This is a genomic window from Pleurocapsa sp. PCC 7327, from assembly GCF_000317025.1.
In the GTDB taxonomy this organism is placed as follows: Bacteria; Cyanobacteriota; Cyanobacteriia; order Cyanobacteriales; family Microcystaceae; genus Hydrococcus.
Window position 1 is genome coordinate 4,157,189 of the sequence record NC_019689.1, and the last position, 25,848, is coordinate 4,183,036.

21 protein-coding genes, 1 tRNA gene and 2 pseudogenes are annotated in these 25,848 nt (G+C 42.9%); 13 read left to right on the forward strand and 11 right to left on the reverse strand.

Features of this window, described 5'->3' with window-relative positions; genetic code table 11:
• Positions 1–23 precede the first annotated feature (23 nt).
• Complete coding sequence (locus tag PLE7327_RS18785; RefSeq protein ID WP_015145355.1) at positions 24–1,847, reverse strand: ABC transporter ATP-binding protein; 1,824 nt, start codon at positions 1,845–1,847, stop codon at positions 24–26.
• A gap of 531 nt (positions 1,848–2,378) precedes the next feature.
• Here PLE7327_RS18785 and PLE7327_RS18790 point away from each other — a divergent pair.
• A complete protein-coding gene (locus PLE7327_RS18790; protein ID WP_015145356.1) occupies positions 2,379–3,173 on the forward strand; it encodes a Crp/Fnr family transcriptional regulator in 795 nt (264 codons plus the stop codon).
• Positions 3,170–3,466 carry a hypothetical protein gene (locus PLE7327_RS18795; protein ID WP_186005338.1) on the forward strand — a complete coding sequence of 99 codons (297 nt, stop codon included), beginning with the start codon at positions 3,170–3,172 and terminating at the stop codon, positions 3,464–3,466. The genes PLE7327_RS18790 and PLE7327_RS18795 overlap by 4 nt, the downstream gene beginning before the upstream one ends.
• A gap of 998 nt (positions 3,467–4,464) precedes the next feature.
• On the opposite strand, the gene dprA is transcribed toward PLE7327_RS18795, so the two are convergent.
• Positions 4,465–5,592 carry a DNA-processing protein DprA gene (gene dprA / locus PLE7327_RS18800; protein WP_015145358.1) on the reverse strand — a complete coding sequence of 376 codons (1,128 nt, stop codon included), beginning with the start codon at positions 5,590–5,592 and terminating at the stop codon, positions 4,465–4,467.
• Between the two features lie 962 nt (positions 5,593–6,554).
• Here dprA and PLE7327_RS18805 point away from each other — a divergent pair.
• Positions 6,555–8,741 (forward strand): PAS domain-containing sensor histidine kinase, encoded by a 2,187-nt coding sequence (locus tag PLE7327_RS18805; protein WP_015145359.1) that lies wholly within the window; start codon positions 6,555–6,557, stop codon positions 8,739–8,741.
• 26 nt (positions 8,742–8,767) lie between these two features.
• Here the strand turns inward: PLE7327_RS18805 and PLE7327_RS18810 are convergent, their stop codons facing one another.
• The gene (locus PLE7327_RS18810) at positions 8,768–10,564 is read right to left on the reverse strand and encodes a sodium:solute symporter family protein (RefSeq protein ID WP_015145360.1); all 1,797 of its coding nucleotides are present in this window, start codon (positions 10,562–10,564) and stop codon (positions 8,768–8,770) included.
• 65 nt (positions 10,565–10,629) lie between these two features.
• On the opposite strand from PLE7327_RS18810, the gene PLE7327_RS18815 reads away from it, so the two are divergent.
• The gene (locus PLE7327_RS18815; RefSeq protein WP_015145361.1) at positions 10,630–12,345 is read left to right on the forward strand and encodes a glycosyltransferase family 39 protein; all 1,716 of its coding nucleotides are present in this window, start codon (positions 10,630–10,632) and stop codon (positions 12,343–12,345) included.
• 2 nt (positions 12,346–12,347) lie between these two features.
• Here PLE7327_RS18815 and PLE7327_RS18820 read toward each other — a convergent pair whose 3' ends face one another.
• Positions 12,348–13,130 (reverse strand): hypothetical protein, encoded by a 783-nt coding sequence (locus tag PLE7327_RS18820; protein ID WP_015145362.1) that lies wholly within the window; start codon positions 13,128–13,130, stop codon positions 12,348–12,350.
• 141 nt (positions 13,131–13,271) lie between these two features.
• Between PLE7327_RS18820 and PLE7327_RS18825 the strand changes: the two genes are divergently transcribed.
• The 5 genes and pseudogenes from PLE7327_RS18825 to PLE7327_RS18845 all read left to right on the forward strand — a co-directional run bounded on the left by PLE7327_RS18825 (position 13,272) and on the right by PLE7327_RS18845 (position 17,349).
• Positions 13,272–13,481, forward strand: a complete 210-nt coding sequence (locus PLE7327_RS18825) for a hypothetical protein (RefSeq protein WP_015145363.1) — start codon at positions 13,272–13,274, stop codon at positions 13,479–13,481.
• A gap of 290 nt (positions 13,482–13,771) precedes the next feature.
• Positions 13,772–14,615, forward strand: a pseudogene (locus PLE7327_RS23705) (IS5 family transposase).
• 137 nt (positions 14,616–14,752) lie between these two features.
• On the forward strand, positions 14,753–15,040 hold the full coding sequence (locus PLE7327_RS18835; RefSeq protein WP_015145364.1) for a hypothetical protein: 288 nt from the start codon (positions 14,753–14,755) through the stop codon (positions 15,038–15,040).
• 148 nt (positions 15,041–15,188) lie between these two features.
• Complete coding sequence (locus tag PLE7327_RS18840; protein WP_015145365.1) at positions 15,189–15,527, forward strand: hypothetical protein; 339 nt, start codon at positions 15,189–15,191, stop codon at positions 15,525–15,527.
• 376 nt (positions 15,528–15,903) lie between these two features.
• Positions 15,904–17,349, forward strand: a complete 1,446-nt coding sequence (locus tag PLE7327_RS18845; RefSeq protein ID WP_015145367.1) for a S8 family serine peptidase — start codon at positions 15,904–15,906, stop codon at positions 17,347–17,349.
• Here the strand turns inward: PLE7327_RS18845 and PLE7327_RS18850 are convergent.
• From PLE7327_RS18850 to PLE7327_RS23710, 4 genes are all read right to left on the reverse strand, one after another.
• Complete coding sequence (locus PLE7327_RS18850) at positions 17,344–17,757, reverse strand: cytidine deaminase (protein WP_015145368.1); 414 nt, start codon at positions 17,755–17,757, stop codon at positions 17,344–17,346. The two genes, PLE7327_RS18845 and PLE7327_RS18850, sit on opposite strands and share 6 nt — an antisense overlap.
• Positions 17,758–17,800: 43 nt before the next feature.
• Entirely contained in the window at positions 17,801–18,310 is a 510-nt protein-coding gene (locus PLE7327_RS18855) for a TM2 domain-containing protein (protein ID WP_015145369.1), read from the reverse strand.
• Positions 18,311–18,458: 148 nt separating this feature from the next.
• Positions 18,459–18,857, reverse strand: coding sequence for a helix-turn-helix transcriptional regulator (locus PLE7327_RS18860; RefSeq protein WP_015145370.1), 399 nt, complete (start codon positions 18,855–18,857; stop codon positions 18,459–18,461).
• Between the two features lie 143 nt (positions 18,858–19,000).
• On the reverse strand, positions 19,001–19,165 hold the full coding sequence (locus PLE7327_RS23710) for a metallothionein (protein WP_071880655.1): 165 nt from the start codon (positions 19,163–19,165) through the stop codon (positions 19,001–19,003).
• Positions 19,166–19,302: 137 nt separating this feature from the next.
• On the opposite strand from PLE7327_RS23710, the gene PLE7327_RS18865 reads away from it, so the two are divergent.
• Positions 19,303–19,375 (forward strand) — tRNA-Phe (locus tag PLE7327_RS18865).
• A 47-nt stretch (positions 19,376–19,422) separates the two neighbouring features.
• Here the strand turns inward: PLE7327_RS18865 and purN are convergent.
• From purN to PLE7327_RS18880, 3 genes are all read right to left on the reverse strand, one after another.
• Positions 19,423–20,088 carry a phosphoribosylglycinamide formyltransferase gene (gene purN / locus PLE7327_RS18870; RefSeq protein ID WP_015145372.1) on the reverse strand — a complete coding sequence of 222 codons (666 nt, stop codon included), beginning with the start codon at positions 20,086–20,088 and terminating at the stop codon, positions 19,423–19,425.
• A 162-nt stretch (positions 20,089–20,250) separates the two neighbouring features.
• Entirely contained in the window at positions 20,251–22,617 is a 2,367-nt protein-coding gene (pbpC, locus tag PLE7327_RS18875; protein WP_015145373.1) for a penicillin-binding protein 1C, read from the reverse strand.
• 149 nt (positions 22,618–22,766) lie between these two features.
• On the reverse strand, positions 22,767–23,372 hold the full coding sequence (locus tag PLE7327_RS18880) for a hypothetical protein (RefSeq protein ID WP_015145374.1): 606 nt from the start codon (positions 23,370–23,372) through the stop codon (positions 22,767–22,769).
• A gap of 585 nt (positions 23,373–23,957) precedes the next feature.
• Between PLE7327_RS18880 and PLE7327_RS18885 the strand changes: the two genes are divergently transcribed.
• From PLE7327_RS18885 to PLE7327_RS18895, 3 genes and pseudogenes are all read left to right on the forward strand, one after another.
• On the forward strand, positions 23,958–24,287 hold the full coding sequence (locus tag PLE7327_RS18885) for a metalloregulator ArsR/SmtB family transcription factor (protein ID WP_015145375.1): 330 nt from the start codon (positions 23,958–23,960) through the stop codon (positions 24,285–24,287).
• Positions 24,288–24,404: 117 nt separating this feature from the next.
• Positions 24,405–25,559, forward strand: a complete 1,155-nt coding sequence (gene arsB / locus PLE7327_RS18890) for an ACR3 family arsenite efflux transporter (protein WP_015145376.1) — start codon at positions 24,405–24,407, stop codon at positions 25,557–25,559.
• 5 nt (positions 25,560–25,564) lie between these two features.
• Positions 25,565–25,825: pseudogene (locus PLE7327_RS18895) on the forward strand (arsenical resistance protein ArsH); the annotation flags it as partial.
• Positions 25,826–25,848 lie beyond the last annotated feature (23 nt).

The following is a 25,848-nucleotide window of genomic DNA, read 5'->3' on the forward strand; positions in this document are numbered from 1 at the left end:
AGTCCCCCCACACTCCCCATCTCCTATCGGGGCGACTCGGCAAATTGCATCGAGTACAGGCGGGCATAATAGCCATTTTGCGCTAGCAGTTGTTCGTGGCTGCCCAACTCGACAATGCGACCTTTATCTAGGACGGCAATTTGATAAGCTTTTTGAATAGTAGAAAGGCGGTGAGCGATCGCGAGAATTGTTCTATTTCGAGATAAGCGATCGAGTGCTTGTTGTACCAGTCGCTCGGAAGCCGTATCGAGGGCGCTAGTGGCTTCATCTAAAATTAAAATATCGGGATTGCGGATCAAGGCACGAGCAATCGCCAAACGCTGCCTTTGCCCGCCAGAGAGCATCACGCCGCGATCGCCGATTTCGGTGTCGAAGCCGTTGGGAAGTTGCATGATGAATTCATAAGCGTTGGCCAGTTTAGCGGCATCAATCAAGCGCTCTTCGCTGACATCTTCGAGTCCATAAGTAATGTTGTAGCGAACGGAGTTATTAAATAAAAAGGTATCTTGACTGACGATGCCCATCGCTTGTCTGAGACTTTTGAGGTCGTATTCTCTGAGGTCGATGCCGTCGATGGTAATGCGTCCTCCGCTTGGGTCGTAAAATCTTGGCAGTAGATCGGCTAGCGTTGATTTACCAGCGCCAGAAGAACCAACTAGCGCGATTGTTTTGCCTTTGGGAATCCACAAATTAATCTCGTTGAGTACCGCTCTGTCGGTGTCGGGATATACGAAACTGACGTTTTCAAAGCGAATGCCTTCCTCTAATTGTGAATAAATCTGAGGGCGATCGCGATTGACCATAAAAGGTTTGTTTTCTCTTTGCAGGAAGTTAGTTGCCATCTTGACGCTAAAGGCTTTTTTAGCTAATTCGTTACGAGCATGATTCAACTGACTTACAAAAGGAAGTAGCTTGTATAAAAGTAGAAGATAGGCTAATAAAACTGTTGTCACTGATGGTAAGTTACCTGCAAATAGATAGCGTCCCGAAATAACGATAGTTAGCAGTACGATAATTCCGAAAACTTCATTAATCGGCTGAATGGCTTGATCGTTGATTTGTAAGTAAAATTGAGATTTTTCTAAAGCTAAAACTAGCTGTTGAATTCTTTGATATTCTTTTTCTTCAGTTTTAGCAACTCTAATTAAACGATTTGCTGTTACAATCTCTAAAATTTTATTAGAGTACTGTTTGGAAACCTGAGAGAGTTCCTGCCCGAGTTTTTTGGAAATTCTTAAAAAATTTTGATTGAAAAAAAATATTCCTGCTATTAAAACAGTAGATATGACAGTTAGTTGCCAGGAAATTAAGATTAGAAGCCCAATATAAGTCAAGACAGTAACAGCAGTTCTTAAGATTAAAATCCCCGTCTGAATCGTTCCAGCCGTCTCATTAATGTCATGGGCCAGATAACTGATGATGTCGCCAGTTTTATTTTTGGCATAATAATCCAAATCTACTTCTAAGAGTAATTTAATCCCGTCTAGCTTCATGCTATTGACAAGGGAACGAGACAAGTGTCCGTTGACTAAAGAACTAAGATAGTTAGTAGCATTCTTGAGAACGATCGCGATAAAACCGACCCCAAACATAATCAATGGTTTAATCTCGTCAGAAAAACCATCAAAGCAAGACATAAAGTTTTTAAGAAGTTCTGGAGCTTTGTCTAACTTCAGTAAATTTCCTGACAAACCTCCTAATAATAAAGGAACAATTAAAGCCGTACTAATCCCATTAAAAAGTGCTGCTGAAAAACTCAGAATAAAAGTTAGAAAAATTAGGGAAGGATATTTGGCAGCATACCTAAAAACAAGCTGTTCGGGGAATATGGATGTTACTTTTGCCATTTTGACAAAAATTGGGGGATTACATTGTTTACAATAAGCCTGAGAGCATCAATGGTTCAATTGTAGAACTACGCATTCTCTATGTGTTCGCTCGGAACAATCCTGGTGTTATTACAGAAAAAGACGGGAAAAAACTTGTCCGGTTTGCGGAAGAGAGCACTATTCGAGCAGAAGTTGCTTAGAAGATGTAGGTTGGGATTTCTCTCCTCGTTGGCAACTCCTGCCAGATCGCGTTACAATTCAGAGTCCCTCAGTCAGCGATTTTAATCGCTGTTTCATAGGTAAAGTCGTTTTCATACGACTGTATAAGTATCTGAGTCCATTAAAATGGACTTCAGAGGTGGGTTTCAGGAAATGAATTTCCTGGCAGCTAATGCGAAGAGTGCAAGATATAAGTCGAACTTACTTTAAAATTTAATCCTGTATAACAAGAAATAAATTTCAATACATTTAAAATTCAATTGAATTTCAAAACTAGGTAATGCCGATTTGTGCCATGCTAAGAATAGAGATAACGTCTAAACCTAGAGTATGGCAAAAATCGCCAAACAGCAACAAAAGAACAGTCTGCTCAGACAACTAATTGAGGGAAACTACTTATTTAGGGGACTAGAGGAGACTTGGTTGAGCGATTATCTTCAAGACGATCGCCTTAAAATAGAGAAGCTGTTTTCCAATCGTCCGGTCTATACGGCTTTTCTTCCCAAGCAATATCTAGACGTGTTGTACGTCATTCTGGACGAGGGTTTAGTCATTACCCACAGTACCCCTCTCGATCGCATCATTGCTATCAACTATCCAGGGAGTTGTTTTGGCATGAGAAGCTTGCCGTTTAGCTACGGGTTGGCAAGTAGGGCATTTCCCTGTCTGGTAGAAGCTTATAAAACCACCCACGCGCTCAAAATTCCTTTGGAAACCGTTCAGAAAATGTATGAAGATAGCGAAATTTTCCGCGATCGCTATAGAATGTTATTTGAGTTGGGAGAAAAATTCCAGTATCACTTGCTCAATTGCAGTACCTATCCGCCACAAGCAGTAGCTTCATTGCTAAGGGCGCTAATTTATCAAGAACGCGAGTTAGGCAACCAACCGGATGCCAACGGTGTCTATTTATTCGATTTGCCTGTAGATGTCATTGCCCGCGCCTGTCAGCTTAACCAGCGCACCGTCGAACAGGTACTCAAAGGAATGCAACAGGTAGGTTTGCTAGAATCGCCTAAAGCTAGCGATCCTTCTGGAGATATCGTGCGCGTCGTCTCCCCAGAAGGGTTAAAAGAAGTCTACAGTGCGACTAGAGATAAAGTTTCTTGGTGGCCTCTGAAGTGATAAGATCGATCGTCGTGCTGTTGCTACTAGCGTTATCGTTGGCAGTTACTCTACCTGTCCAAGCAACTCCATTGTGTCGTAATTACAGCGATCGCGTCATTTGTATCCTGAGTATCAAGCGAAGTGCGAAATATCATTGGCAGTATCTAGCCACCGTCAGCATCGATGGCATTGTCAGACCGATGGAAGTTTATAACTGTCGCGATCGCTTTAGAATTCAAAAAGATGGAACCGTTCTATCGTTTGAACCCCATGGTGCAGGCGAACTCATTTGCAATTTTTTTAAGCGATGAAAGTTTGTAAGCTGCCGCACTCGACTTAACAACTCTCTTCCAAAAGAAGTCCCCCGATTTATCGGGGTGATGAATTTTGGGGCAACAGCTAAGATTCTTGACAAAATCTTCATATTGCTTGCACCAAAAGCGATATAGGATATAAAGAGCTGCTGAAATTTATCCGATCCTTGGCAAAATATACGAGTGAACCAGCCGTATTGGTTGTAGCCGCTAGCTCTACACTGTCTGTGAACATAAATCGGAGTAGCTAAAGAATCTGAGTTACAACTCAAAGAGTACCGCAGGACTTGCGGGAATCGAAAACGCCTATGCAGTCGGTCTGTCGGGGAACCAACGGTGGGAGTAGTCATACGCAATTCCCAACGTGTTCTAGATAAGAGACGAAAAGCCAGCAATGGAAATAACTAGGAATGCCCAATCGCGAGGTTGGAAAGCTCCCGATAAATCGGGAGAGGATGTCACCAGAAAATCATAGCGATATAAATAGTTCTCCCCAAGCACTTAGGTACTTGGGGGGAACTTGATTATTATATGCCAGCCATGTATAGAGAAGCGGCTGGCGGTTTTGAATCTCTAATCTTAAATGTAAACTTACATGTACTTTTCTTAGAAATGTTTTAATATTTTCTCAAGATTTGTACCGTTTCCAGTCAGCCAAGATGAACTCTAACTGTCTCAGTCTATAGATTTAGACTGCCACAAAATCATCGGTAGCTACTTAAGCCGGATAAACATTAAAACTTTTTTTGGTAAGTTTTATAAAAATTTTTAATATACAGAACCCGACCGACAAAAAAATGTCTCCAATTGGAGACATTTTCTGGGATTGTCGGCTGTAGGTGTTTGGGACAATGTGGAAATGGACCAATGGTAATAATCGAACCCGAACATATTTGGTACTGGCGGGTTCGTTCCGATGAAGTTTCGCTTATAATCGAACAACATTTACGCTCATCGCGTCCGTTAGTTAAAATGTTGTATCCGAAGTTTCACCGCTAATCTTTTCTTTGATACCGCATTCCTGGTAACTGAGAGACTAGCCCTAACAATTCCAGTTGCAACAAGATTCCCGAAATTTCTCCGGCTGGTAAACCCGTATTTTGCACGACGAGATCGAAAGAAGTTGGTTGAGTTGCGATCGCGCCCAAAACTTTTACATATTCTGGGGCTAAATCCGAGATGGGCGTGGTCTCTGCTGGCTCAAATAGAGATAGCTGTTTGCCCGCATCCAGCTTGGGAATCGCACCCAACATTTCTAACAACTCATTTTCTTGAATAATCATTTCCGCCCCGCCATGAATTAACCGCAGACAGCCACGCGCTTCTTCAACGTCGGGGGAATTGGGCAGCGTATAGACATCGCGACAAAAATCGTTGGCATATTGCGCTGTAATCAGAGCGCCCGATTTTTCTGGGGCTTCCATCACCAAAATAGCACGTGACAAGCCGGCAATAATGCGATTGCGAGCCGGAAAATTTCCTTTATTAGGCTTAGTTTCGGCTGGATATTCGCTCAAAAGCAATCCCTGCTGCTGGATCTCTTCGTAGAGTTGGCGATGACTTGGGGGGTAAATAATATCTAATCCCGTTCCCAATACGGCTAGGGTTCTTCCCCCTGCTTCCAGACAAGCGCGATGTGCCTCGCTGTCAATTCCCATTGCCATGCCCGAAACAACGGTAAAGCCGTGTTTGGCAAGGGCTGTACCAATCTTGCGAGTCCAACGGCGACCGTGTGCGGTAGGGAAACGAGTTCCGACGATGCTGATAAGTGGAGTAATGCCTTGATTTTCTAGAGAATCGGTTTGTCCTCGATAGTACAAAACTGGCGGCGGACTGGGAATCTCTAGCAGCAGGCGGGGATAGTCGCGATCGCTAGGAGTCCAGAAATTGGGATTGGTCTGAAGGTGTTTTTCTAAAAATTCTTTGGGATCGAGGCGCGATCGCGTTTCAATAATAACATTCGCCAACCGCACTCCCAATCCCTCTACTTGTGCCAAGGCATGCTCCGATGCCGTCCACGCCTCTCCTAACGTCCCGAAATGTTGCTGCACTCGTTTGAGCAGTATAGAACCGATTCCGGGAATTTGCGACCAAGCTAACCAGTAGGCGCGTTCTTCAATCAATTGTTTCTCTCGTTCTTCTCGTTTCGTTATTTGATAATGCTATTATTCCCCAATTCCAAAAAAAGGAAGCTAAAAGCTCCCCCGTTTTTTGGTTATGTTATCAAAACCTTCTCAGGCAGCGCGTTGCGTTTTCTTAAGCTTGCGACATCGGCGAGAAAACCTCTTACTCAGTATCTAGACCTGGTTGACTGACAAATCTTTGTTCCCTCATCTCTAAATCCCTTCTCCCATAAGGGGCGAAGGGACTTCAGGCAAAATTCTTAAGTGGAAAGCCCCTCTCCCGCTCGGGGAGAGGGGTTGGAGTGAGGGCGATTTGAGTTTTGTCACTCAACCAGGCATCTAGACATACATAGCAGTTTTCAGTTAAATGAGAGACAAAATTAGTAGATTGGGGGAAAGGGTGAAACAATCCTGTATTCTCTTTACTTGAAAATTGGTATAGATTCACCTTGCGATCGCCACAGCGCAGCCAAGCAGCACTATCGAACCAAATAAAGCTTCTAGTTCATTTGGTAAACTTTTGTTACTTAAGTTCGATCGAAAGAAGATGATTTGTTCTATATTTAACTTGCATAGCTTTAAAAAATCGATAAGAAATTATAATTCCTTTCTTTACTTGGTTATTTGCCCGATCTTTAAAAATTTAATTTAACCAAATAAATACTTGACAACTTAAAGTTGTATAAGTTTTCACAATTATTTATAATTAACATTTCATCGATTAAAAATAACACTCTAATCGATCGAAAACATAAAAGAGGCAAATGTTTAATTACCGATAACCGATGCAGCGTCTGTCATTGTATGGCAAGACCCCGTTAGTTCTTCGTAGATTTTGGCGATCGCAAAAAAGAAACAAGAGATGGGGAATTGCCGAGCGCTAATTCCTCTACGTTACCTATGGCAAGAGGAGAGGTCGAAATCTCCGATTATTACTCAAGCAAAGGGGAAGTATCCGAGCAATGAGGAACTTTAACAGGTTAGAGCAAGAACTTCAAGAGGCGCAACAGCGGTTGCAAACGATGCGGCATCATGCCAACGACTTGCCAAATCCGATCGAGGAATGGCAAACAGAAGCGATCGCAGAATTCTCTTTTGCTGTAGAGAAGTTGGATGTTGCATTAGAGGAACTGCGATCGCACAACGAGGAATTAAGCGCCGCTCGTCAAGAAGTAGAATTGGAGAGACAGCACTACCAAAAGTTATTTGAGTTCGCCCCGGACGGATACTTAGTCACTGACGAGCGAGCGACTATTCAGGAGGCAAACTGTGCGGCAGCCAATTTGCTCAACATCCCTAAACAGGATCTGGTGGGCAAACCGCTAGACATTTTCATCGCCCTAGCCGATCGAGATGCTTTTCACGGCCAATGGGTGCGAGTCACGAAATTGTTAGCTAGGAGCTGTAGCAGTCAAGAATGCGCGTCACAACAATGCGATCGCTACGCCAGTAAGCTCCTGGTCAAGGACTGGGAAATCCTTCTCCAGCCACGGGAGCGAGAACCGTTGCCAGTAGCGCTTTCTCTGTCTGCCACCTGTAACCGCCAAGGTAAAATCATTAGCCTGTGTTGGTTACTGAGGGATTTGAGCGATCGCCAGCATGCCGAACAGAAAATTCGCGAACAAGCGGCTCTGTTAGATATTACCACGGACGCGATTTTCGTTCGCGATCTAGGCGATCGAATTAGATTTTGGAATAAAGGAGCCGAGCGCCTTTACGGTTGGAGTGCAGAAGAAGTACTGGGAAGAAATGTTGATGAGCTTTTAAATCGAAAACCATTGCCTAAATTAGCCCAAATCCAGCAAGAAGTTTTGGAGAAAGGCAGATGGCAGGGAGAACTGCCTCAAGTTACTAAAGATGGCGAGGAGATTGTTGTTGAAAGCCGCTGGAATCTAGTGCGCGACGAGCAACAAAACCCCAAATCGATCCTTGTCGTCAATACGGACATTACTTCGACTAAACAATTGCAAGAGCAATTGCTCCGCACCCAGCGTCTGGAAAGCCTTGGCACTCTTGCTAGCGGGATTTCTCACGATTTAAACAATATCTTGACACCAATTCTGGGAATTGCTCAGCTTCTCCCGCTCAAATTCCCCGAAGCTGACGAGCACGGACAGCAGATGTTTAAGGTTCTCGAAACCAATGCCAAACGCGGCGCGGCATTGCTCAAGCAAATCCTGGCTTTCTCGCGCGGAGTCGAAGGGAAGCACGTGCTTCTAGCCGTCCGTTCCCTAGTCTGTGACATCGAGCAAGTCATTCGAGAAACCTTTCCTAAGTCGATCGCTATCCATCTAAATATCCCGCGCGATCTATGGGCAATCCGTGGCGATCTTACGCAGTTAGAGCAAGTTTTGATGAATCTGTGTTTGAATGCGCGAGATGCCATGCCAAACGGAGGCACTCTGGCAATTACTGCTGAGAATCTCGCGATCGACAAAAATTATGCCAGCAGGGAACCCGAAGCCAAGGTTGGTTCTTACGTTGCGATCGCAGTCTCGGATACTGGCATTGGCATGTCTGCGGAAACATTGGAACGGATTTTCGAGCCATTTTTTACTACTAAAGCAGCAGATAAGGGCACGGGACTTGGTCTTGCAACGACAATGGGAATTATCAAAAGCCACGGCGGTTTTATTAAGGTTTCTAGCGAAGTTGGCAAGGGAACGCAGTTCGCGGTATTCCTGCCAGCAGAAGAGACAAGGGTAGTCGTATCGGAGGACAAGCCAGAACTACCGAGGGGAGACGAAACGACGATCTTGATCGTGGACGACGAACCCGTGATTTGCCATATGATAGAAGCATTACTGAGAACTTATGGCTATCGGGTGCTAACTGCCACTGATGGAGTTGAGGCGATCGCGATGTACGCTCAATATCAGCACAAAATCGGTGCTGTCTTGATGGATATGGTCATGCCTTCTATGGACGGTCCGACAACCATCCTCGCCTTGCAAAAAATGAACCCGCAAGTCAAGATTATTGTTACTAGCGGACTGGTTTCGAGCGATCGCACTATTGAAGCTTTGGGGGCAAGCGTCAAGGCATATTTGGGAAAACCTTATACCTCAGAAGAATTATTGACAACCCTGAAAGAGGTTCTCGATTCTAACAGCGATACCAAGCCCAGAAATCAATTTCTATGCTCATAGCCAGGAACTTAAGTTCCTGGCGGACTTCATTCCTCTAATCCCGGTCGCGGTATTGGCAGGATTTTTCTCTTATTAAGCTGGCGCAACCAGAATCCGCCAGTCACGGCAACGACTAAAGCTATCCATCCCGTCAAAGACTGAAGCAGTAAAAACCCTCCGATTGCGAACATAGATCCAAACAAAAGTAAAGTAGCTGCAACAATTCGTAAAAACTCTTGAGCTAAATTTTGCGATGGTTCGACACCCGTTCGTTTTTGTTGCAACCTCCAGCCGATGCCTCCAGGTCGCACGCGCCGATAAAATTCATCTAGGGTTTCATCGGATTCTGGCGGGGTTAAAAACATGACTGCAATCCAAACGATAGCAGTGATAGAAGAAATTACCGCCAACCGAAGCCCAAAATCGGAGAAGATCTCGTCAAAACCGGGAAAAACGCTAGTAATCAAGCCAATAACAAACCCCGTTACCATTGCTGCCAATTCTGCCGCCGCATTCACCCGCCACCAAAACCAACGCAGAATTAACACCAATCCCGGACCAGTACCAATGGCAATCACTAAGCGAAAGACCGTCGCTACATCTGTCGCCAAAAAGGCTGCCACTGCCCCAAAAACGGTCACTACAACCGAGGCAATCTGCCCGACGAACACCAATTCCCTTTGACTAGCTTGGGGACGGAGAAAGCGCAAATAGAGGTCATTGGTTAAATAGGATGCCCCCCAGTTGATGGAAGTGGAAACGGTACTCATAAAAGCTGCCAGCAGCGAAGCGACCACCAATCCCAACATCGCTGGGGGTAGGAAGTCCAGCATCAGCTTGGGATAGCCCAATTCTGGATCTTCTAAATTGGGATACACCGCGATCGCGACTAATGCCGTCAAAATCCAGGGCCAAGTGCGGATAATATAGTTGAGGATATTAAAACACCAAGCAGATTTTTCTGCTTCTGCTTCATCTTTTGCTGCCGCCAAACGCTGGATAAACTCTCCGCCTCCATCGCTGCGGCGAAACGACCACCACTGCACTAATAAATAGGCAGAAAAAGTGGTTGCCGTAATCCCCGCCGCATCACTCCAAGTCAGCCCTAAAAAACCATCCCCGCGCGTTAGCGGAACGAAGGATAAAACGTCGAACTCCTTAGCTTGCTGTACCCGTGGCAGAAGTTCGCGAATGCCTCCTACATCGTTGACGGCTATAATTGAAACCGCGATCGCGCCGAATATGGCAAGGAAAAATTGAAAAAAGTCAGTGGTGACAACTCCCCACAAACCTGCAAAGCTGCAATAAATCAGCACGAAAAGGCTAACCCCCACCACACTCCAGAGTTTGAGGTTTTCGCCCGGATCGAATCCCAGACTCTGCCATAATTCCAACGCATCGACGGCTTTTACCATCGCTAGCATAGCATAGCCGATCCCGATACAATTAATCGGGACGGCAAAGAGAAAGGCTTTTGTCGCGCGTAAGATTGCTGCCATCTTGCCCCCGTAGCGGATTTCTATCAGTTGGGCATCGGTGACAATTTCGGATCGCCGCCAGAGTCGAGAAAAGATGTAAATTAGAACGATATGAGAAATCCCGAAACTCCACCATTCCCAATTACCTGCAATTCCTCGCGTGGCAACGATCCCGCAGATATAGAGAGGAGTATCGATAGAAAACGTCGTCGCCGCCATACTCGTCCCTGCCAACCACCAAGGCAGCGATCGCCCGGATACAAAAAAATCTTCTAAACTTTTAGAAGCTTTGCGAGATAAATGCAATCCTACTCCCATCGTCACGACGAGATACAGCAGGATAATTAGCCAGTCGATCGATTGCATAGTTTTTTATTTTTATTTGTTATTAGGTATTGGTTAGCGATCGTTGGCAGATAGCCATTTATTTTATGGAGTCAATCCAAAATCTGAAATCCCATAATCTGCTTTTACTGCTTTTATGGACTCTCATCGGTTGTCTGCTGCGATTCGATCGATTAACTGGCAAACCTCCGTGGACGGACGAATTTGCAACTTTAGTCTTTAGTCTGGGGAATGACTTTAACTCCGTACCGATCGATCGGATTATTTCCATCGATACTCTACTACAACCCCTACAACCTAACCCAGACGCAACTATATCGGATGTAGTTTCTCTTTTGCTTGATGAAGATAACCACCCTCCACTTTACTTCGTTCTGGCTCATCTATGGATGAAATTATTTCCTTTGGGAGGGGAATATGTCAATTTATGGGCAGCGCGATCGCTTCCTGCTATATTCGGCGTAATCTCTATTCCAGCTACCTATGGGCTAGCAAGAGTAGCTTTTAATTCTCGATTAGTCGCACATTTATCGGCAGCATTAATGGCTGTTTCTCCCTATGGAATTTTTATCGCCCAAGAAGCCCGCCATTATACATTGGCTATTTTATTTGTTATTGCTTCTTTGGGATGTTTTATCGGTGCAGCAAAACATTTATGGTATCGAACTAAATTGCCAATTAAGTTGGTTTTTCTATGGATAATTATTAATAGCTTAGGTCTGTCAGTTCACTACTTTTTTTGTCTAACTTTATTAGCGGAAGCCCTCGCTTTAATTATCTTATTCGTCTCTCCCTCTCCCCGTCCCCACCGTCTCCTTCTCTCAAAAAATTTGTGGCGTATAGGCATCGTTGCTGCTGGCGCGATCGCGGCTGGTTTGGCGTGGCTGCTGGTTATCCCAGAAGACTATGGCAATGGCATGATTGACTGGATTCAACACGAACAAACTAACCCTTTAGCATTAATTAATCCAATTTTTCAGCTATTAGCAGCCTGGATTACTTTTATCTCTCTTTTGCCTGTAGAATCTTCTTTTTTAGCTGTTGTCATTTTTTCTGGTTTTATCATGCTGGTCTTTTTCGTGTGTTTGTTCCCCAAAATAAAATTAGGACTTCAGGAGCTTTGGAAAATTCCTAATACCTATTTATCTACAAAAATCCTGACTAATTTTATTATTATTATTCTTTTTTTGTTTTTTATTCTGACTTATTTTTTGGAGATCGATATTACTCGCGGAGCAAGATATAGTTTTACTTACTTCCCGGCTATCATCGTTTTAGTAGGAGCTATATTATCTATCTTTTGGTGCGAACGAGACAATAACTCAAGTATCCTTTTTAAACTACCTCAAAATCCTCCAAAAAATGGATTAAAGATGTTTTCAATAGTTTTTTTAATGGGCTTATTGAGTGCTATTACAGTTACCTCTAATTTAGGGTATCAAAAATATTATCGCCCCGATCTTTTAGTGCCGATTATTCAACAAAAATCGGCTTCTGTTCCCGTTCTCATCGCTACAACTCATGAAAGTTTAGTCCAAACGGGAGAAATGCTAGGGATAGCTTGGGAATTGAAACAAAATGCTCTGCGATCGCAAGTGTCATTTCTACTCGCCCATCAAGAACGAAAGAATTCCCCAGAACCCACGATCGCTCTTCAAAAAAACTTGTCTCAACTCTCAAAACCTTTGGACTTATGGACAGTTAATTTTCATGCTAATATTAAATTAAATAATTGCCAAACTGACTCTCAATCCTTTCCATATATTAATGGATATAGTTATCAGCTTTATCACTGTTTTTAATTCTAGCGATCGCTATTGATAAATTTATTAATAGCATCGATAATTTTTTGTTTGTTTTCTCTATCTCCACTGTAAAAGTAAGCAGTTAGAGGAACGCGATCGCCAGAAGCTAAAATCAAAACAACTCTATCGGTATCCTTAGAGCTATCCGGATCGCTATAAGTTTCTCTAATCGCTTTAGTAAACTCTTGAAGGCGATATTTGAGAACTTTAGTTCCCAATAAACCTTTTTTAGTAAGAGTTACGCTTCCAAGAGTTTTGTTAAAGTTCAAATCAAGCGTTTGGGCAAAAAATGCAACGATCGAAATTCCAATAATTACAAAAATTATCGTTATAATAACAAACCAGCGATCGTCTTGTACAACCGTCAATTCCATCTGGTTAGAATTCTCTAAGAAACTATTTATTTGAGAAACTATAGCTCTTTTTGGAGCTTGATTAGAACTAGAGTAAGAAGTCAAGGGAATCTCGCCATTAATCGTCAGTAAAATCACTCGGTAATTATAATCATCATCGCTTCTGCTTTGCTCAACTCTCGCTCCCTGTAATATATTAAGTGGAATCTTCTTTACTGTTGAGTCAAGCAAACCTGTCTGTATCAAATTACAAGTTCCTTGAGCTTGAGTCGGTTCGATTAGCTGACGCTGACAAGTCAAAGTCGTTAATTTACAGAAAAGTACGCTCGTCAGAAGTCCTGCCAAAACAAAAATCCCGCCAAACATCCACAGGAATACAGGACGATGTTGGATAATAAGTTTAGTAGAAGTTTGTTTTACTATTTCCATAAATAGTGACTTTATCTTGTAATAGACTCTTTTTTAAGATTCCCGAAAAAGCCTGACGAAGATAAGCTGTTAAAATTAATTCATAAATTTTCTAGCTTAAAAATCTGCTCGGAATAACCTAAAGAATTTAAAGGGAAGCACATGACAATTTGGGTGAACGAACAAATCGATCCCTGTGGCATTATTCATTCCTGTCTTGCCTGTTATGACGAACAAGCAGCAAAAGAATGTCACCAAACTTGGCAAGACAACTTAACCGAAGAACAAAAACAAGAAGGATGGGAGGCGAGATTGAGAACAGTTGACTCTTGGGATGAAGTTCCCGTCAACGCCTTAAAGCTTAGTTATTAGGACTTACCTGACTAGCTTTTTATCTTTGCGCCTCTGTGACTCGGTGCGAAATAAAAAATCCTCGAAAGTATCACGATGTAATCTACCCAGGCGTTTGAAGTCTTTCTGCGGCAGCAGCTCTATCAAGCACTTAGGGGCAAATTTTCGTGCATCCTCTTAGGGGTAGTTTTTTTGGAAATAATTGCTGTATTTATGTCCTAAATTTATCTCTGATAAGGCTTTGATTTATTAGACCTCCAGCAAAAGTCAGAGTAAGTTAGGTAAAATAAAACCAAATTACAATTCGAGTTATGACTTACTCTCAAGTAAAAAATTTAAAACCGACAGAGTTTAAACGGCTTTGTGGAGTATATCCAGAGACGTTTAAAGAGATGGTAAAAGTTCTAGAAGCCGAAAAAGTCTTACAAAAAAAAACAGGACGACCAAATAAATTAAGCGCAGAAGACCAAATCTTAATGACTCTTGAATATTGGCGAGAGTATCGCACCTATTTTCATATCGGAACTAGCTGGGGAATAAACGAGACAACGGCTTTACGAATCACCAGAAAAGTAGAAGATATTTTAATGAAATCGGGACTTTTCAATCTGCCTGGGAAAAAAGCTGTTCAACCCCAAAATACAGAAATTGAAATTGTCGTAGTAGATGTAGCAGAACATGAAATAGAAAGACCGAAAAAAAACAAAAAGCTTACTACAGTGGTCGGCAAAAGTGTCACACGATAAAATCGCAAGTTTTAGCTGACGCAAAAACGAGACAAATTCTTTGTATTGCTCATGAGAAGGGAAAAAGTCATGATTTTAAGATTTGGAAAAATAGTAAAATAGGAATCGAACAACAGATAGAATGTTTGGCTGATAAAGGATATCAAGGAATTCAGAAACTTCATCCCAACAGTAGAATTCCCAACAAAAAAAGCGCAATCAACAGTTAAGTCTAGAGCAAAAGAAGTTTAATCGTAAGTTAGCAAGTGAAAGGATTGTAATTGAAAATATTCATCGCAGTCTAAAAATATTCAGAATTCTTTCAAGTCGATATCGCAACCGAAGAAGACGGTTTGGGTTGAGATTTAATTTGATTGCTGGCATTTATAATTATGAACTTCTTTCCCACTCCAATTATGCGATCGCGTAACACTTTTGCAGGAGGTCTATTGCTTTTTTTTGGATTTATGTAAATTACTAATCAAGTTAAACCCAATGGAAAAAATCACAATATTTTCCATTAATCTTGACTCCTGTTGTTGATAGTTAATTTAGAAGGAAACTAAAATGATCGAGATCGACAATCTCATGAATTCTCGTCAGGAAAATTTTCTAACTCAATCTACTTTAGTTGACTTAACTGAACGGGAACTAAAAGACTTGAAGGGTGGTGGGGCTGCTGGTTTTGCCAGTGGTTTTCTCGGTAGCTTAGCTGGCTCGGCTTTTGACGCTAGAAGTACTGGTCAATTTGGCTTTTCTAATCTCGGACGAGCTGCAACTGTAGGTCTTGCCACAGGAACTGTTGGCGCTTTGGCGGGATCGGTAACTGGCGCTAGTTTAGCTGGAGATGACTAGATCGTAAACTAGATCGTAAAATATATCCCTACTTGAACTCTCCCTCGCATTTCAACCGAGAGAGAGTTCAACTGCTGAAGTAAGTTAGGTTTAGTTATAATAGGTTTAATTATAGACTGTCGATTATTTAATTAAGAAAGATTTAGATATGCATAATTTGACAGAAATAGACCAAGCTGTAGGAATCGGTATCAGTGCTGGCTTTGTTAGTGGTGTGGTTTATGGGGCTATAGATGAAGTGTCCGAACTACTTATTAAAAGTAGAGAGATAAGCCTTGGAAACACTATACGTAAATGCATTGTCTTGGGCTGTACTATGGCGATTATTCTTGGTGTAATGACATTTGCTTTTATTTCTATTACGTCTATCCCCATCCAAATAATTACTCAAGTTATTGTTGTTGTTGCAATTAGTTTTGTAGTGGTCGGTTTGTTCGCTGGAAAGGTATTTGAAATGATCTCTTCAAAAATCTTTTCTCAGCGTTGAACTAATAATTAATTACGAGCATTTCAATATGTATAAAATTGCGAGATTCAAGCTATCCAAACCTTACCTCTTCTCTTATTTTTAGTCCTCACTGAGAAATTTACATTTAATATAAAGCTAAATCAACATTTTACATTTTTATTTTGAGTTTGGTAATAAATTTAGTAAGTTGTATGATTTACACTTTATTTGCTGAGTATTCCCCCCTAGAACATGGGTATGGATCGAGCCGGTTACTACTAGGAGTAGATTATAGTGAACAGCGTTTGCCTAAAAATGCCCAATTATAAACTTTTCAGAATGTCGAAGGTAAACTAATAATCGCTCTCATTAGTAATTTCTTTTCTATAAACCAAAGCATGTTGGATGGATTCAAATGAGTAGCAAGGTTATAACTGAAGGCGATCGAGCATTAAAGGCTAATGTTGCTCGCGAGCTTTTTAATATTGATGGCGCTGGAATTAAGGTAGGCATTATTTCTACCAGTTTTGATACACTTCAACAAGCTTCAGATGATGTAATTAGCGGTGACTTACCTGGAACGGGTAATCCAGATGAAAGAATTGCGCCAGTTCAAATTTTGAGAGATCTTAGGCAGGGTTCTATATTTGCTAATGACGAAGGTAGGGCTGTAGCTCAAATAATTCATGACATAGCACCGGGGGCTAAACTACTCTTCCATACAGCCATTGGCGATGATGGTGGCGATCCTAGCGATGTAAATGATGAGAGTTACACTAAAGCAGTTAATGCGCTTGTGGAGGCTGATGTAGATATTATCTTCGACGATGCTCAATTTTCGACATCAATTTTTCAAGACGGTAAAGCTGCACAGGCAGTTCAGGATGCTGTGTCTGACGGAGTTGTTTATGTCTCTGCTGCTGGCAACAACGGTATCCTTTCCTATCAAGATGATTACAGAGGTAGCAATGAAGCTTTTTCTTTCGGCGGTAAAAATTTTGAGGCTTATGATTTTGACCCTGGAGGCAATGTAGATCTATTTCAAGATATAACTGTAACTAGAGACGGTACTTTGCTCCTTCCAACTCTGACTTGGGATAATCCAGTGGGTAAAGTAACCTCTAATCTGGAGATGTTGTTGCTCGATAGTCCGAGTCTTCCAGGACAAGGTGGGAATGTTTTGGCGGTTTCTGACATTCCTTCTCCTAGTGCTGCTGAATATCCCATACGGTCTTTAGCTTATGCACCTATTAAGGATCGAAAACTCTATTTGTCAATTGGTAGAGAGTTGAATGATGCTCCTGCTCCCGATCGAGTTAAATGGATTAGTCTTGCTAATGGACTCGATCGCACTACCAAGTATCAATATGTCAACGATAGCGATCGAGAAACAGGTAGTCCAACTGTGTTTGGTCCTGCAAATACGGATGAAACAATTACAGTCGGTGCCACGGACTACCAGCAAAATCTAGATGCTGGAGTAAATTTACCAGAACTCAGAAGTTATTCCAGTCGTGGTGGAATTCCGATTTTATATGATGAGGATGGCGATCCTCTACTCAACCCAGACATGAGGTCTAAACCAGAGGTAACAGCACCTGATGAGGTTTTGACTACATTTGAAGCTGGGACGCAATTCAATCCCTTTAGAGGAACTTCAGCTTCTGCTGCTCATATTGCAGGAGTGGTAGCTTTAATGGAACAAGCTGCTGGAGGATCTGAGAATCTTTCACCAGAAGAGATAAAAACCATTCTACAACGCACATCTATTCCTCTATCCCCACAACCAGGAGTACCTAGTTCCACTGGTTTTGTCCAAGCAGATTTGGCAGTAGCTGCCGCAGAACTCACTAGCTTATGAATCCTCTAAACGAAAAGACAGAGGCAATAAATCTTCGATCCCAAAAGATCGATCGCACCCACAAATAATAATCTCAGCCGTCGCCGCTAGTTCTGCAATCCATTGCCTACAAGCGCCGCAAGGTGTTATCGATTCAATCTCTTCGGGATTGGGGGCATCAATACAAGCGATCGCGACCGCCTGAAATTTTCTTTCTCCTCTCGCGATCGCACTCGCAAAAGCAGAACGTTCCGCACATAAAGTCAACCCATAGCTAGCATTTTCTACATTCGTGCCGACATAAATCCCTCTCTGTCCCAAAATCGCCGCACCAACCCGAAATTTAGAATAAGGCGCATAGGCTAACCGAGCAACTTCTCGCGCTGCTTGGCAAAGCTTTTCTCGCTCTTGTGAAGATAATTGACTCACCTATAAAAGAAACATTTAAATTTAATCTTAAAAATCTTGTCTTTTAAATATCGAAATAATAACGAATTGCACCCGATTTAGGGTCGTTATCAATGTATGCTATTCCTTTGCGCTGGGCTTTCTTTAGCAATTCTTCTACCTCTTCGTGAGACATCCCTGTAGATATCATCGCCTGACCGATAGAAAGGACATTGCCATTAGCTGCCGCTGCTTTTAAAAGCTTAAGCATTGGATCGATTTTCTCTTCTAATTGCTCTGATGCGTCGCTAGCGACGGGATTAATTTTTATATTTTGTCCCGTTTCTATCATATTTAATAATCTATCTGCTCGCGCTTTCTCCCACAAATAAAGATTTCTTTCTTGCACCATGCCAGGAATGAGAACTACGTCAATAAATTGACCAAAACCACACAAACCTGCTGTTAATAACCAGACGATCCCGCTAGTAGTTTTGCCCATGTAAAAACGGTGAATTCCACAGATACCAAAAAAACCTAATGCCCACAAAAGATAGGCAATGCCTACATTGATTTTTGGTTTTTGAGGATACATAATATTTTTCTAGCTTGCTCGATCTACATCGATACTAGCCTACAATTTAGCAACAAGACGGCACTAAGCCAGTATCGGCGACGCGATCGCTTTTTTTCGGGTTGAGATTTTACAATAATGCTTCTTATTTTTCTAAAATCTAGGTCGCTTACTCTTCGCTAACGGATTCATCCAAATGTTCGGCGACGGAATGATAGAGATCGAGTACGTGATGGTCTGAAAGCTGGTAGAATACTTTGCGTCCTGCCTTATGATAGCGCACCAATCGCATTGTACGTAGCGTTCGCAATTGATGAGAAACGGCAGACTCGCTCATGTCCAAAGTGGCTGCTAAATCGCAAACGCAAAGTTCTTGTTTTGCCAATAGGGAAAGAATGCGCAAGCGGTTAGGATCTCCCAATAGGCTAAAAAATTCCGCCATCCTTTGTGCTTTTTCTGTATCCAGAATCGTCTCTTTGAGATGAGTGACGTTATCGGTTTCTATAGGATGGGGTGGGTTACAAGTAGGAGTTGCACGAGGGGCTTGAGCAGAAAATTGAGCCGACATTGAATTGTTATTTATAACTTTTATCTAGCCTAGCGAATTTGTATCGCAACGTTGGTAAAAGACTCTATAAAAGGAATCGGGCTTGAGAAAATCTTTTAATAGCTAATCGAATTGGTATTGAGTCCCGATTCCCTATCGGATCTTTAGCCGCAAGTACAGCCTGTATGACCGCAGCCTTTTTCGTTTACATGACCGTCAGCACACGCTTCGCAGCAGTAGTACTTTCCATTTTTTTGTAAGGCGTTCTCCAGCGAAACAATGCACAGACAGGATTCGCAGGCACATTTCATAGAAGTGACGGTTGTCATGGTTTTTTCCTTATTGCTAGCCGTTATACTCAAAGTATAACATTTGAACATATGTTCAGATATTAAAAAAATTAATTTCGATAAAGACTTGCAATGAACTGTTAATTTTGCTACCTTAGATAAGCGCCAAATCAATTGCCGGGATAGCTCAGTTGGTAGAGCAGAGGACTGAAAATCCTCGTGTCGGCGGTTCAATTCCGCCTCCTGGCATTTAGAGAAATCAAACCAAACACTGCGAGAGCTGATTTGCAGGTAGCTTAAGTGCCAAATTTTTTAGCAGCTAGCGCGATCGCAACTGGAAATATTCTATGTTCTTGGACTTGTATTCGCTCGTGTAGAGTTTGGGGGGTATCGTCTGGTAGGATGGGAACTGCAGCTTGCATCAAAATCGGACCGCTGTCTACGTCTAGAGTTGCGATGTGAACCGTACACCCCGTAATTTTTACCCCCGCCTCCAATGCTTGTTCCACTGCACGAACGCCTTTAAAACTGGGCAACAGACTGGGATGGATATTAATGACTCGATTGGCAAAAGCTTCTAGAAGGACTGGCGTGACAATTCGCATCCAACCCGCCATAATAACCCATTCCACTTGGCGTTGCTGGAGAACTTCTACAATTGCCCGATCTAAGTCTTCCCGACGCTTGAAGGCGCGATGGTCGAGCAAGACTGCCGGAATACCCCATTTTTCCGCCCTTTCCTTGACTTTAGCTTCGGGATTATTATAAATCAAGACTTGAATTTGGGCATTTAATTTCTTATCCCGAATAGCTTGAGCCAAAACTTCAAAATTCGTGCCGCTTCCAGAAGCCATTACCCCTAGTTTCAAGGGACGATCTAAATGAAGTTCCTGAGGCGGTAATGTGGGCGAAACTAATGCTGGGGTAGAAGAATTTTGCTTTTTATCGAGTTGAACGGTCATAATACCATTTCTAAAAAAGAACGCTACAGATGCTCGATGAAAAAGCCTTACACACAGAGCTGCTGACTAATTGCGAACTGATAATTGCGAATTGATATAAGCTAGTCAACATCAATTGAGAAGGCAGATGTCAAGATATTTTATGGAAGGTCTCTACATATATTAGGGGGTATTTGCAGGCGCTGCGGTAGAAAATCCGCGACGATTATTTTTTTTCTCGCCCACTCGCACTTGAAAAGTAACTCGATCCATCATCTCGCCGCTTTTAACGTCTAAAGTCCAATTCCCCGGACGCAGTTGCCAGAATAAAGAACTAGATGAATTTGTAGCTATTTTCTCTCCATTTAACCGCCACTCTACAGGTTGATTTCCGATTCCCCCTAATTTGAACTCCAATCTCTGCCTTTGAGGGTCGGCAGGATTGATGAGAAAATAATCTCCAGTATTGGGCGATAAAATCTTGAGCGCACTCGGCATTAGGTTGGACGACTGTGGTTGCTTTGCCAGCCATTCGTCGTACTCTCTTGGCAAATTTAAGCGATATTGTCCTTTCTGGGCAGATACGGTTTGATAAAAAGTATCAGGATGACTTTCATACTCGCTGAGGTCTTCTGGATAAAAATATTCTTGCACTACCGAAGGACAAGCGGCAGTTGGTTTTAAACCAGAAAGGGCGCAAATCGGTCGCTTGACCATTCCTGGCGGAGAGGGAAAAGATGCGGGTTCGCGCTTTTCGTGCAAGTGCAACATAATTCGATTCCATAGCGGTGCAGCACCCGTCACGCCTGAAACTTGTTTCATCGGTTCGCCGTCGAAATTGCCAACCCAAGTGGCAACTGTATAGTCGGTGGTAAATCCAACCGTCCAAGTATCCCGAAAATTAGAAGAGGTTCCAGTTTTGACAGCAGCGGGAAAGGGTAAATTCAGTGCCGATTCTACTCCAAAGGATTTGGCACGCGCATAGCGATCGCTCAGCATATCAGTAACCAGCGACCAACTTGATGAGGAGATAAGGGGACTTGGGGAGATTATAGAACTGATAACTGGTAACTGTACGGGCGGGTTTAGAGTTATCGCTATCGAATCAGATTGATTGCCTTGACCATACCTGCCCTTACTAATTACTGATAACTGATAATAGGCGCGGGCTAATTCCCAGAGACTGACTTCGCCGCTGCCAAGGGTTAGCCCCAATCCATAGTATTCCGGATCTCGTTTGAGATGTTCAAAACCAAGTTGGTGGAGCCTCTCTAGAAATGCAGCCACACCAACTTTTTCTAAGACTCTGACGGCAGGAACGTTAAGAGAATTGGCTAGGGCAATGCGAATGCGAACGGGACCTTGAAAGGTTTCGCTATAATCTTTAGGACTATAGAGTTTTGCCCCAGGAATAGCGTAATGGGTTGGCACGTCGGCTAAAACAGTGTTGGGACGAATGAGGTGCTTTTCTAGGGCAAGTTGATAGAGAAAAGGTTTTAATGTCGATCCGGGCTGGCGGAGGGATTGTACGCCATCGTTGCGTCCTAATCGTGTCTGGGCAAAGTAATCTGTCGAACCGACATACGCTAAAATTTCTCCCGTGCGGTTGTCAATGACGATCGCAGCCGCTTGATGAACGTTATGAGGCGCGAGACTGCGAACGATGTCTTTGACTTGAGCTTCGACAAATTGTTGTAGGGGGCGATCGATTGTCGTTTGGATTTGTGAGGGATGTTCTTTTGGAAGTTGGCTAGCTACCCAGAATAAAAAATGAGGGGCAGCGATAATTCCTTGCTGGCGAGGTTGAAGGACAACGACTTCTTCATAGGCGCGATCGCGTTGGCTGCGATTAATATATCCATCCTCGACCATGCGATCGAGAACGTATCGCTGTCTCTTCTTTAAAGGTTCCCAGTAATCGTAGGGATTGAGATAGTTAGGATTGTTGGGAATTGCCGCCAGCAGGCTAGCTTGGGAGAGATTTAAGTCAGCGGCAGGAATGCCGAAATAAACGTGGGAAGCTGCTTCTACGCCATAGATATTCCCTCCCATCGGCAAGCGATTGATATATGCCTCCAGGATGTCATCTTTATTCGTGCCTGCCGCTATGCGCCAAGAAAGCCAAATTTCTTTAATTTTTGCCGAAAAAGTGCGCGGGGCGGGTTCAAGCATTCGTGCCAGTTGCATGGTGATGGTAGATGCCCCGCTGACAATTCGTTTGGCTTGAATCGCTTGCAGCAGGGAACGAGCGATCGCCCGCATATCTAAGGCACCGTGTTGATAAAATCGCCCGTCTTCGGCAGCGAGGATGGCATGAATAAACTGAGGCGAAATCTGTTGGAGAGGAACGACAGCCGTATGATTTTGGTCGCGACTTAAAATAGTTCCCAATGGAAGTCCGCGACGATCGCTAAATTCGATCGCGACTCCTTCTCGAACCAGATCGCTCGCTCGAATCGGCGCTAAATAAGGCAGCGATCGCACTATCAGAACTGCTAACAGCAAAACCAGAACGGCTCTTGTTTTGCCTAAAATCTTTCTCAGAGCCACTCCGTTCAACGACCGTTCTTCCTTCCTTAAGAATTAGCCCCTCAATCCTAAATTTTAATACATTGAAAATTGGGTTGGTCTGGCAGAAATTCCGCGATCGCGATGAACCCATCACAGCTATTCATGCAACAACTCATAGTTGGTGGTTTTTATTGGGAAGAGTCAGATGGTTGCGCTTTCTCTGTTGGGGTTAACCTCTGAAAAGGTGACTGGGGTTTCTCTGGTTGCGGTTCTTCGGCGGGAATGGGTTGTTGGGTTTCGGGGTTTGGCGGTCGTTGGGGAGTTTGCGGTTGTTCTGCTGGAGCTGGTTGCTGTTGCCCTGCTGGAGGTGTTGCTGGTTGAGGCTGTGCGATTGGCTGCTCGAATCCGAGCAAAAATTTGCTATCCGGGTAGTAAGTCGCCCAACGCTGGATTTCTGGGGACTTACTCCAACCACTACGACTAACTTTTAAGGATAAGATTGGCGCGATCGCGCCTTGATTTTCTCCATTAATCGCCACTCTCAGCTCGGAAATGGAAGCATCTTGCTTAAAGCGACTTTGAATCGTTTTCGCTGCCATGGCTTCCGCACGCCGCAAAAAGTTTTCATAAGTCTCTTCCTTCTCGCGCGCGATCGATACGTTAATGTTGGCTGTTTGAGTAGCAACGGCTTGAGAGGAAATCATTTCTGGCGTTAGCAAACTTACTCCCGTACAGCTAACCAGAATAAACAAGCTAATAGGAATCGTTGGTTTTTGAGTAATGCTTCTAATCATAAGTATTTCTTTTAATCGAGGCACTGATTAACCTTGAGGCTATGCAGTTATCTTAGACTCTAACAGCCATTTAAATGTGCCTCGTTTCAAGCTAGCTCCATCGAATCTCTTTTTTGTCAATAGCTTGTCAAAAATATTTATCTTAGTTTGGATGACTTTACAAAAAAAAGTGCTTTGGGAGCGAGTAAAGTTTTTGCCTTTGAGACTTTAGGAGATTAAAAAATAATGAATTAACTAAGGTTTTAGAAATTTTAAAGATTTTAAAGTTAAAAATTAACCAATTATATCCTTACATTGAAAATAGCAAAATCTCTAAAAAAATGCAAATTCGTCGATCGATTAAGCCAATTTCAAAATATAAAGTTAAGTTAAGAAAAACGATTAATTAAATATTTAAAACCTAATAAAGATTAATCCAATTTTTTTTTATAAAAAAGCGATCGCGTCGCTTCTGCATAAAATTCCGTCTTAACTTCTCCGGGACAACTGGAGGATTTAGATAATTCTGCGAAGGGCAAACCGATATCAGCAACGGAAATAGGTTAAGGTGGTGTTAATCATTCTCAAAAATTTCAATTTTATTTGATGAAGGCAACTCTTTCCAATCCATCAACAGATATTATTTTGGGATTTCACGCCTTGTCCGACCCAATCCGGCTTCAGGTGCTAGAACTGTTGCGATCGCAAGAACTATGCGTGTGCGAGTTGTGCGAACATTTGCAAATGAGTCAGTCGAAACTCTCGTTTCACCTCAAAACCCTCAAAGAAGCAAAATTAGTGCGTTCTCGTCAGGAAGGACGATGGATTTACTACAGCTTGAACTTAGCCCAGTTTATCGCCTTAGAAGAGCATCTCGCTTCCTATCGCCGTTTTAGCCCTATCTTACCGGCTCGGAATTGCTTGGAGCCGACCTAATTTATCAATATTTTTCAGAATTTTGCCTAAAATCTCGCCAGCCAGATTGCTTGACATATCAATTTTTTTTGAAATAACCTAGTCTCTAAGTAATATTTTAATTCCAACAGAGATTTGATGAGTTCAAAAAAATCTCGCGCTAACACATTAGCCGTTCGAGCTGGGAGTAATTTAAGTTTTTTTGAAAGATACCTGACCTTATGGGTGTTTTTATGTATCTTAGCTGGCATTGCGCTAGGTCGTATATTTCCCGGTGTGGCTGTCGCACTCGATGCCATGAGCATCTATCAGGTGTCAATTCCGATCGCGATCTGTCTCTTCTTCATGATGTATCCCATCATGGTGAAGATTGACTTCACTCAGGCAGCAAATGCGATACGCGCTCCCAAACCCGTGATTCTGACCTTGGTAGTGAACTGGTTAATCAAGCCATTCACGATGGTAGTATTCGCTCAGTTTTTCTTAGGATGGCTGTTTCGTCCTCTAGTTGAAGGGGCAGAGTTAATTCGCGGCAGTGAAGTCGCCCTAGCAAACTCTTACATTGCAGGCACGATTTTATTAGGAATTGCCCCTTGCACGGCGATGGTACTGATGTGGGGATATCTCTCCTATGGCAACCAAGGACATACGTTAGTGATGGTGGCGGTAAACTCTCTCACTATGCTGTTTCTGTATGCTCCCTTGGGAAGGTGGTTACTGGCAGCAAACGATTTAACCGTGCCTTGGGAAACAATTGTCCTGTCGGTACTCATTTATGTGGGATTGCCGTTGCTAGCGGGAATGTATAGCCGCTATTGGATTCTCAAGCATAAGGGGCGGCAGTGGTTTGAGCGCGAGTTTCTTAAATATCTCAGTCCGATTGCCATAACTGCTCTGTTGATTACCTTGGTGCTGCTATTTGCCTTCAAAGGGGAACTGATTGTCAATAATCCCCTGCATATTCTGTTAATCGCCGTGCCGCTGTTTATCCAAACTAATTTCATTTTCCTGATTGGTTATGTAGCGGCTCTGAAGCTAAATATATCCTATGAAGATGCCGCACCCGCGGCCTTGATAGGAGCAAGCAATCATTTTGAAGTAGCGATCGCGACGGCAGTAATGTTGTTTGGCTTAAACTCCGGTGCTGCCTTGGCTACCGTAGTGGGCGTGTTAATTGAAGTACCAGTAATGTTGATGTTGGTAGAGTTGTGTAAACGAACAGCAGGATGGTTTCCCAGAGAACCAGAAAAAGCAACTCTGCGCGATCCTCGATGCACCAGTGCTTTTAAGTAATATGAATGCGGATGTTTACCATTCCCAATCAATTTTCGGTTGCCAAAGCCTATCAAGAGTTTCACGAAGACGGAACGATGAAGGATTCGCCTTACCGCGATTGCGTTGTTGATGTGATGGAAGAACTTTATAAATTTACCTTGTTGTTGCGCGACCAGCTAGATTATTTGACAGATCGCTATAGCGAACGAAAGGAAAAAGCAGCAAAAGAAACAATTGCAGTAGCGAATAAAGCTCTTGAAGTTAATGCTACCAGAAATGCTTAAGCGATCCAGTAATTGGAGGTTAA

What these genes read in the sequence shown, in the direction of transcription:
- PLE7327_RS18785 (WP_015145355.1), bottom strand. Translation starts at nt 1,847, where the DNA reads ATGGCAAAAGTAACATCCATATTCCCCGAACAGCTTGTTTTTAGGTAT.
- PLE7327_RS18790 (WP_015145356.1), top strand. Translation starts at nt 2,379, where the DNA reads ATGGCAAAAATCGCCAAACAGCAACAAAAGAACAGTCTGCTCAGACAA.
- PLE7327_RS18805 (WP_015145359.1), top strand. Translation starts at nt 6,555, where the DNA reads ATGAGGAACTTTAACAGGTTAGAGCAAGAACTTCAAGAGGCGCAACAG.
- PLE7327_RS18810 (WP_015145360.1), bottom strand. Translation starts at nt 10,564, where the DNA reads ATGCAATCGATCGACTGGCTAATTATCCTGCTGTATCTCGTCGTGACG.
- PLE7327_RS18815 (WP_015145361.1), top strand. Translation starts at nt 10,630, where the DNA reads ATGGAGTCAATCCAAAATCTGAAATCCCATAATCTGCTTTTACTGCTT.
- PLE7327_RS18820 (WP_015145362.1), bottom strand. Translation starts at nt 13,130, where the DNA reads ATGGAAATAGTAAAACAAACTTCTACTAAACTTATTATCCAACATCGT.
- PLE7327_RS18825 (WP_015145363.1), top strand. Translation starts at nt 13,272, where the DNA reads ATGACAATTTGGGTGAACGAACAAATCGATCCCTGTGGCATTATTCAT.
- PLE7327_RS18835 (WP_015145364.1), top strand. Translation starts at nt 14,753, where the DNA reads ATGATCGAGATCGACAATCTCATGAATTCTCGTCAGGAAAATTTTCTA.
- PLE7327_RS18840 (WP_015145365.1), top strand. Translation starts at nt 15,189, where the DNA reads ATGCATAATTTGACAGAAATAGACCAAGCTGTAGGAATCGGTATCAGT.
- PLE7327_RS18845 (WP_015145367.1), top strand. Translation starts at nt 15,904, where the DNA reads ATGAGTAGCAAGGTTATAACTGAAGGCGATCGAGCATTAAAGGCTAAT.
- PLE7327_RS18855 (WP_015145369.1), bottom strand. Translation starts at nt 18,310, where the DNA reads ATGTATCCTCAAAAACCAAAAATCAATGTAGGCATTGCCTATCTTTTG.
- PLE7327_RS18860 (WP_015145370.1), bottom strand. Translation starts at nt 18,857, where the DNA reads ATGTCGGCTCAATTTTCTGCTCAAGCCCCTCGTGCAACTCCTACTTGT.
- PLE7327_RS23710 (WP_071880655.1), bottom strand. Translation starts at nt 19,165, where the DNA reads ATGACAACCGTCACTTCTATGAAATGTGCCTGCGAATCCTGTCTGTGC.
- purN (WP_015145372.1), bottom strand. Translation starts at nt 20,088, where the DNA reads ATGACCGTTCAACTCGATAAAAAGCAAAATTCTTCTACCCCAGCATTA.
- PLE7327_RS18880 (WP_015145374.1), bottom strand. Translation starts at nt 23,372, where the DNA reads ATGATTAGAAGCATTACTCAAAAACCAACGATTCCTATTAGCTTGTTT.
- PLE7327_RS18885 (WP_015145375.1), top strand. Translation starts at nt 23,958, where the DNA reads ATGAAGGCAACTCTTTCCAATCCATCAACAGATATTATTTTGGGATTT.
- arsB (WP_015145376.1), top strand. Translation starts at nt 24,405, where the DNA reads ATGAGTTCAAAAAAATCTCGCGCTAACACATTAGCCGTTCGAGCTGGG.